Here is a 6,383-nt window from a genome sequence, read left to right as displayed (position 1 = left end):
GCTGTTTCACCGTCGAGCACGTGCGGCAGCAGCGTCTCCGGCACCGGCCCGCGACCTTCGGCGAAGTGCAGCGACAACAGGCGCTGGTCCTGATTGAACGCGGCGGCGAATGACGCGAGCAGGCTGGGGAGATCCATCGGCAGGAATGAAAGGAAATAGTAAGCCTGAGATTATCGACAACGCTGCTTGTTTATGTCAAAAAAACAAAGACTAAAGAAAGATATTTGCAAAATAAAAAGTAAGCATATTCGCAATCATTTCGTTGTACATCTGGCAGAATTTGATCGTACATTGGCACTCAAGCCAAACAGCGGGCAGCCACACTGGACCTGTCCATCCACACGGAGCAGTACCATGGCCGCGCCCGATCCCCGCCACAATGTCCGCACGCTGGCGATCTGCCAGGGTCTGTACACCGCCGCGATCTCGATCGACCTGACACTGACCGGTCTGGCCGGCTACGTACTCGCCGAAGACAAGCGACTGGCAACGCTGCCGTTCTCGATCATCATCGTCACCGCGGCGCTCACCGCGCTGGTGGCTGCGTCACTACTGAAGAAGCTCGGACGGCGACGCGGTTTCACCATCGGCGCCACGGCCGGCATGCTCGGCGGGCTGGTTTCGGCGCTGGCAATGTTCCGCCACGATTTCGTGCTGTTCTGTGTCGGCACGGCCGGCATCGGCGTCTTTCAGGCGTTCGCGCAGTACTACCGGCTGGCAGCGGCCGACGAATCCACCGGTGATGCCAAGGCGCGCGCGATTGCAACGGTGATGACCGGTGGCGTGCTGGCCGCACTGTTCGGGCCGCTGCTGGCCAGGAGTGCGCAGGACTGGTTTGCCGCGGTGCCGTTCGCCGGCGCCTACCTGCTGGCCGCCGCACTCGGGCTGGCGTCGCTACTGCTGTTGCTGCGCTACCGCGAATCGCGGCATGACACCGCCGAAGCCGTTACCTGCGAAGCGCCCCGGCCGCTTTCGCTCATCGTTGCGCAACCGGTCTTCATCGCCGCCATTGCCAACAACCTGATCGCCTACGCCGTGATGGTGTGCCTGATGACGGCCACCCCGCTGGCGATGCTGGCCTGCGGCTTCAACGTTGCGGACGGCGCCGGCGTGATCCAGTGGCACATGCTCGGCATGTTCGCGCCGGCCTTTGTTTCGGGCCGGCTGATCGGCCGTTTCGGCGTGCTGCCGGTGTCGCTGTCGGGCGCCCTGCTGCTCGCCGCCAGCGCGGTGCTCGGTCAGGCGTCGACGGCGCTGCCGGCGTTCTATGTCGCGCTGATGCTGCTCGGCGTCGGCTGGAATTTCATGTTCGTCGCCGGCACCACGCTGCTGGCGCAGTCGTACCGGCCCAACGAGCGTGCCCGCACCCAGGGTGGCAGCGAATTCGCAACCAGCTGTGCCGCCGCACTCGGCTCCTTCATCGCCGCACCGTGGCTGCAGCGCTACGGCTGGAGCGCGCTGAATGCCGCGGTATTGCCCCTGCTGATTGTGCCGGTGCTGGCGACGCTGTACTGGCGCTTCGCACCGCGACCGGCCGTGGCAACCGCCTGAGGATGCCGCGATGAAACCACGCCACGTCGTCTTCGTTCTCTACCCCGACGTCAACGTTCTCGACGTTGCCGGGCCGCTCGAAGTGTTCTCGCAGCCGGTGCGCAACGGCTTTGCGGTACCGGTACCGTACCGGACCACGCTGGCATCGATTGCCGGCGGCCTGGTCCGCAGCTCGGCTGGCGCCGAGTTCGCCACGGTGCCGCTGGCGTCAGTCACCGATATCGATACGCTGATCGTGCCCGGCGGCCAGCCGAGCGCGCCGGCGGTCTCGGCAGCGCTGCGCGACTGGCAGCCACGGGTACGCCGGCTGGCCAGCGTCTGCACCGGTGCGCTGATCCTCGCCGCAGCCGGCGTCCTCGCCGGTCGCCGCGCCACCACGCACTGGCAGTACGCCGCACAGCTGCAGGCCATCGATCCGAGCATCACCGTCGATACCGACGCGATCTATATCAATGACGGCATGCTCTGGACATCGGCCGGCATTTCCGCCGGCATCGATCTGGCGCTGGCGCTGGTCGAAGCCGATCTCGGCCACGCGGTGGCAATGCGCATCGCCAAACAGATGGTCGTTTTCCTCAAGCGCCCGGGCGGGCAGTCGCAATTCAGCGCCGCGCTGGCGGCACAGAGCCGCAATGCCGGATTTGCCGAACTGATCGCCTGGATCGCCGCGCACCCCGATGCCGACCTGCGTGTCGACGTTCTGGCGGAACGGATGAACATGAGTCCGCGCAGCTTTGCCCGCCATTTCGTCGCCGCAACCGGACAGACGCCGGCGGCGGCAGTCGAAGCCCTGCGGCTGGATGCGGCCTGCCACCTGCTGACCGACACCGCGCTGCCGCTGAAACGGGTGGCACTGGACGCCGGGCTCGGCGACACCCAGACCTTGCGGCGGGTGCTGCTGCGGCATCGCGGGGTCAATCCGCAGGATTATCGGGCCCGTTTCGGCAGCCACTAGGCGCCAAACCGTTCGGTGCGCCCGGGTTTTCGGCCCACACTCTTTGGCGCAATGCGCGCCAACGTGAGCTGGATCATGGCGCTGCCGGTAGTAATACCGCAACCTCGGCCGCGTAGGATTTGTCTACCGTCACCCCCCCAAGGAGCCCGAGTTGCAAGCTCTTGCCAGCACCATCGGCTACGGCAGGCTGCAGGCCGTCATCGACGACTTCGTCGACACCCTGAAACAGCACCCCTGGTTCGCCGTCATCAATGCGCGCATCCCCGAGTTCGAAACCCTGCGCCGCACGCTGCTGGCGTTCTGGTATGCGGTGCTCGACGGAGAAAGCTATCGCTTGCCGCCCGCCTTGCCGCACTTTCAGGCCATCGACGACCACCCGGTCAGCAAATGCGAATGGCGGACCGTCAACGCGCTGTTCGCCGAATCGATCGACCGCCATCTGCCGCCGCATCTGGCCGCATCGTGGCGGCAACGCCTTGACCTCGTCAGCCAGTCGCTGCCCCTGAACGGCTAGCCCAGACCGCGCCGGTACTGCACCGCCTCGGCGACATGTGCAGCAGCGATCGTATCGGCACCGGCCAGATCGGCAATCGTCCTTGCCACCCGCAATACCCGGTGGAACGCCCGTGCCGACAGGTGCAAGCGCGTCAGCGCGGCTTGCAGCATCGCCTGCCCGGCCGCATCCACGGCGCAATGCACTTCGATGTCCTTCCCCGCCAGCGCCGCATTCGGCTTGCCCTGCCGCGCGAGCGAACGTCGTCCGGCCTGCTCGGTACGATCGCGCACCGGCGCGCTCGGCTCGCCATCGGGTGCCGACAGCAGCGCCGCCTCCGGCAGGGCCGGCACCTCGACGATCAGGTCGATCCGGTCCAAGAGCGGCCCGGATAGCCGACCGCGATAGCGCACCACCTGCTCGGGCGTACAACGGCATGCTTTCTGCGGATGTCCCAGATAACCGCAAGGGCACGGGTTCATCGCCGCGATCAGCTGGAAGCGCGCCGGAAAGCACGCCGAATGTGCGGCCCGGGCAATGTGGACCTCACCGGTCTCGAGCGGCTCGCGCAACACCTCGAGCACCTTCCGATCGAATTCCGGCAGTTCATCCATGAACAGCACGCCATGATGCGCCAGCGAGATCTCGCCCGGCTGCGGCACGCTGCCACCACCGACCAGGGCAACGGCACTGGCCGTGTGGTGCGGATGACGAAACGGGCGCTGACCAAAGCGCCTGACATCGAAGCCTGTGCGCGACAGCGACTGCACGCTGGCGACGTCGATCGCCTCGTCGGCGGCCAGTGGCGGCAGCAGCCCGGGCAGACGCTGCGCCAGCATCGACTTGCCGGTACCGGGCGGGCCGATCAGCAACAGCGAATGCCGGCCGGCCGCCGCGATCTCCAGTGCCCGCCGCGCCTGCACTTGGCCTCGCACATCGGCCAGATCGGGATGCGTCTCGACCGCGGTGGCCGGTGCGGCCTCGGCGCGCGGCAGTGCCTCGCCGGCAGCGAAATGCCGGCAGACCTGCAACAGGTGCTCCGCCGCCAGCACCGTCGCGCCGGGGTAAAGCGCAGCCTCGGCCGCACAGGCGGCCGGCACGATCAGCGTGCGTCCGGACTGGGCTGCGGCACGCGCCAGCGCCAGCGCACCGCGCACCGGTCGCAAATCGCCGGCCAGCCCCAGTTCGCCGGCAAACTCGTACCGGTCGAGCTGGTCGGCCGGAATCTGGCCGCTGGCTGCGAGCAGCCCGATCGCCATCGGCAGATCGAACTGGCCCGACGACTTCGGCAGATCCGCCGGTGCCAGATTCACCGTGATCCGCCGCGCCGGGAATTCGAAACCGGCAACACTCAAGGCCGCGCGGACACGTTCGCGCGCCTCGCGGACCTCCACGTCGGGCAGTCCCACCAGGGTGCATGCCGGCAGGCCGTTGGCGAGGTGCACTTCGACGGTGACCGGCTGCGCGGCAAGACCGAGCAGGGCGCGGCTGTGGATCAGGGCAATGGACATGGTATTTCCGGAGCAGGAGCAAAAGACCGACAGGCGGTAAGGTTTGACCGCAAGGCAGGCAAAAAACCGACGAACGGCGGGTTTCGTTATAGTTGATGCTTTCGAACTCGCATCAAGTCCTTGTGAGCGCCCAGACCGTTATCGACGAGTTGCCCGATTTCCGCTCACCGAGCGTGATGTTGCATGCCCTCGTCTATTCGCACCTGCTGCTGCTGCTGCACACGCTGGCTGACCTGCCGCACTGGGCGCACTGGGCCTCCCGCGTCGCCAGTTCGGCGATCTGGGTCGAGCTGGTACTGCTGCCGTCGCTGGCCATCCTCGCCGGACTGGCACCGACGCTGGGGCGGCTGCCGTACCGGCTCGGCGTGTTCATCGTCTGCGCCGTCACCGTCGGCTGCGGCTGGATCGGCCGGGTGCTGCTGATGCCGATCCAGGTGAATCCGAATGCCCAGTTCGCCCCCGAACTGATGATCCTGCTGTCGACGCTGGGTTTTCTCTGGCTGTTGCAAATGCGCCACCGCGCACTAGTACCAAGGCTGGCCGAAGCACGGCTGTCTGCGCTGCAGGCGCGCATCCGGCCGCACTTCTTCTTCAACAGTCTCAACGCCGTACTGTCGCTGATTCGCTACGAACCGGCCAAGGCCGAGGAAGCGCTGCAGGACATCGCCGATCTGTTCCGCGTTGTCATGAAGGATAACCGTAAGCTGGCAAGGCTGGTCAGCGAGGTTGAAGTGGCTGAGCGCTACCTGAACATCGAGATGATCCGCCTCGGTGACCGGCTGAAAGTCGACTGGCAGATTGACGACATGCCCGAAAACGCGGCCGTGCCGCCACTGGTTTTGCAGCCGTTGCTGGAAAACGCCATCTATTATGGCGTCGAGCCCCTGCTCGACCCGCCACCGATCCAGATCCGCATCGGCCAGGCGCGCGAACGCGTCTACCTGATCGTCCGCAATGCCTTGCCCAGCAACACGGTGCGTGTCCGCGAGGGCAATGGCATGGCGCTGGAAAACATCCGTGAACGATTGCTGCTGCACTTCGATACCGAAGCCAGCCTGACGACAGAAGCCGGCAGCGACTATTATCAAGTACACATCTTGCTGCCCTACCGGGAGATTTTGCATGACGACGCCGCTGCGCCTTTTTCTCGTCGATGACGAACTGCCGGCCTTACGCCGCCTGCAGGACGTACTGGTCGACTGTGCAGACGAGTGCCCGCACGAGATCGTCGGCACCGCCACCAACGGCATGTCCGCATTGGGCCAGCTGGCCGATGCTGACGCCGACGCGGCGATCATCGACATCCAGATGCCGCAAATGAGCGGGATCGAGCTCGCCCGCGAGCTGCAGGCACAGGAACACCCGCCGGCGGTGATTTTCGCCACCGCCTTCGAGGAATACGGCGTCGCGGCCTTCGAAGTCCGCGCCATCGACTACCTGCTCAAGCCGATCCGGCGCGAGCGGCTGATCGAGGCGCTCAAGCGCGTTGCGCAGGCGCGGCAGGCTCGCAGCGAGGCGGCACCGTCGTCGCATGCTCGCAGCCATTTCAGCGTCACCGAACGCGGCCGGCTGCACCTGATTCCGGTCTCCGAGGCGCGCTACCTGAAGGCCGAGCAGAAATACATCACGCTCAAGACCCGAGAGCGCGAATACCTGCTCGAAGACTCGCTGACCCGGCTTGAGGAAGAGTTCGGCAGCCAGTTCGTCCGCATCCACCGCAACTGCCTGATCGCGACCGACGCGCTGGCCGGTTTCGAGCGCGCCGCGTCGAATGGCGGCGAAACGCACTGGGTCGCGGTACTAAAGGACCTGCCCGAGCGGCTGGCCGTCAGCCGCCGCCAGCAGCACGTGATCAAGGACTTCAAGAAGTAGG

At 65.9% G+C, this 6,383-nt stretch carries 6 protein-coding genes; 5 read left to right on the top strand and 1 reads right to left on the bottom strand.

From position 1 onward, the window contains the following. Positions 1-354 precede the first annotated feature (354 nt). The 3 genes from JMJ54_RS12175 to JMJ54_RS12165 all read left to right on the top strand — a co-directional run bounded on the left by JMJ54_RS12175 (position 355) and on the right by JMJ54_RS12165 (position 3,020). Positions 355-1,551 carry an MFS transporter gene (locus JMJ54_RS12175; RefSeq protein ID WP_203538830.1) on the top strand — a complete coding sequence of 399 codons (1,197 nt, stop codon included), beginning with the start codon at positions 355-357 and terminating at the stop codon, positions 1,549-1,551. A 10-nt stretch (positions 1,552-1,561) separates the two neighbouring features. Beyond that, the gene (locus JMJ54_RS12170) at positions 1,562-2,506 is read left to right on the top strand and encodes a GlxA family transcriptional regulator (RefSeq protein WP_203538829.1); all 945 of its coding nucleotides are present in this window, start codon (positions 1,562-1,564) and stop codon (positions 2,504-2,506) included. 151 nt (positions 2,507-2,657) lie between these two features. Beyond that, positions 2,658-3,020, top strand: a complete 363-nt coding sequence (locus JMJ54_RS12165; protein WP_203538828.1) for a hypothetical protein — start codon at positions 2,658-2,660, stop codon at positions 3,018-3,020. On the opposite strand, the gene JMJ54_RS12160 is transcribed toward JMJ54_RS12165, so the two are convergent. Beyond that, on the bottom strand, positions 3,017-4,510 hold the full coding sequence (locus tag JMJ54_RS12160; RefSeq protein ID WP_203538827.1) for a YifB family Mg chelatase-like AAA ATPase: 1,494 nt from the start codon (positions 4,508-4,510) through the stop codon (positions 3,017-3,019). The genes JMJ54_RS12165 and JMJ54_RS12160 overlap by 4 nt on opposite strands. Before the next feature lie 122 nt (positions 4,511-4,632). Between JMJ54_RS12160 and JMJ54_RS19555 the strand changes: the two genes are divergently transcribed. Both JMJ54_RS19555 and JMJ54_RS12150 read left to right on the top strand, forming a co-directional pair. Continuing rightward, complete coding sequence (locus JMJ54_RS19555) at positions 4,633-5,667, top strand: sensor histidine kinase (RefSeq protein ID WP_203538826.1); 1,035 nt, start codon at positions 4,633-4,635, stop codon at positions 5,665-5,667. After that, the gene (locus tag JMJ54_RS12150) at positions 5,633-6,382 is read left to right on the top strand and encodes a LytR/AlgR family response regulator transcription factor (RefSeq protein WP_203538825.1); all 750 of its coding nucleotides are present in this window, start codon (positions 5,633-5,635) and stop codon (positions 6,380-6,382) included. Before JMJ54_RS19555 ends, JMJ54_RS12150 begins: the two co-directional genes overlap by 35 nt. Position 6,383: the final 1 nt, after the last annotated feature.

Origin of the sequence: Jeongeupia naejangsanensis (assembly GCF_016865585.1) — a bacterium.
GTDB lineage: Bacteria > Pseudomonadota > Gammaproteobacteria > Burkholderiales > Chitinibacteraceae > Jeongeupia > Jeongeupia naejangsanensis.
The sequence above is the reverse complement of the archived record's forward strand: the minus strand, read 5'-3'. Positions and strand labels throughout refer to the sequence as shown.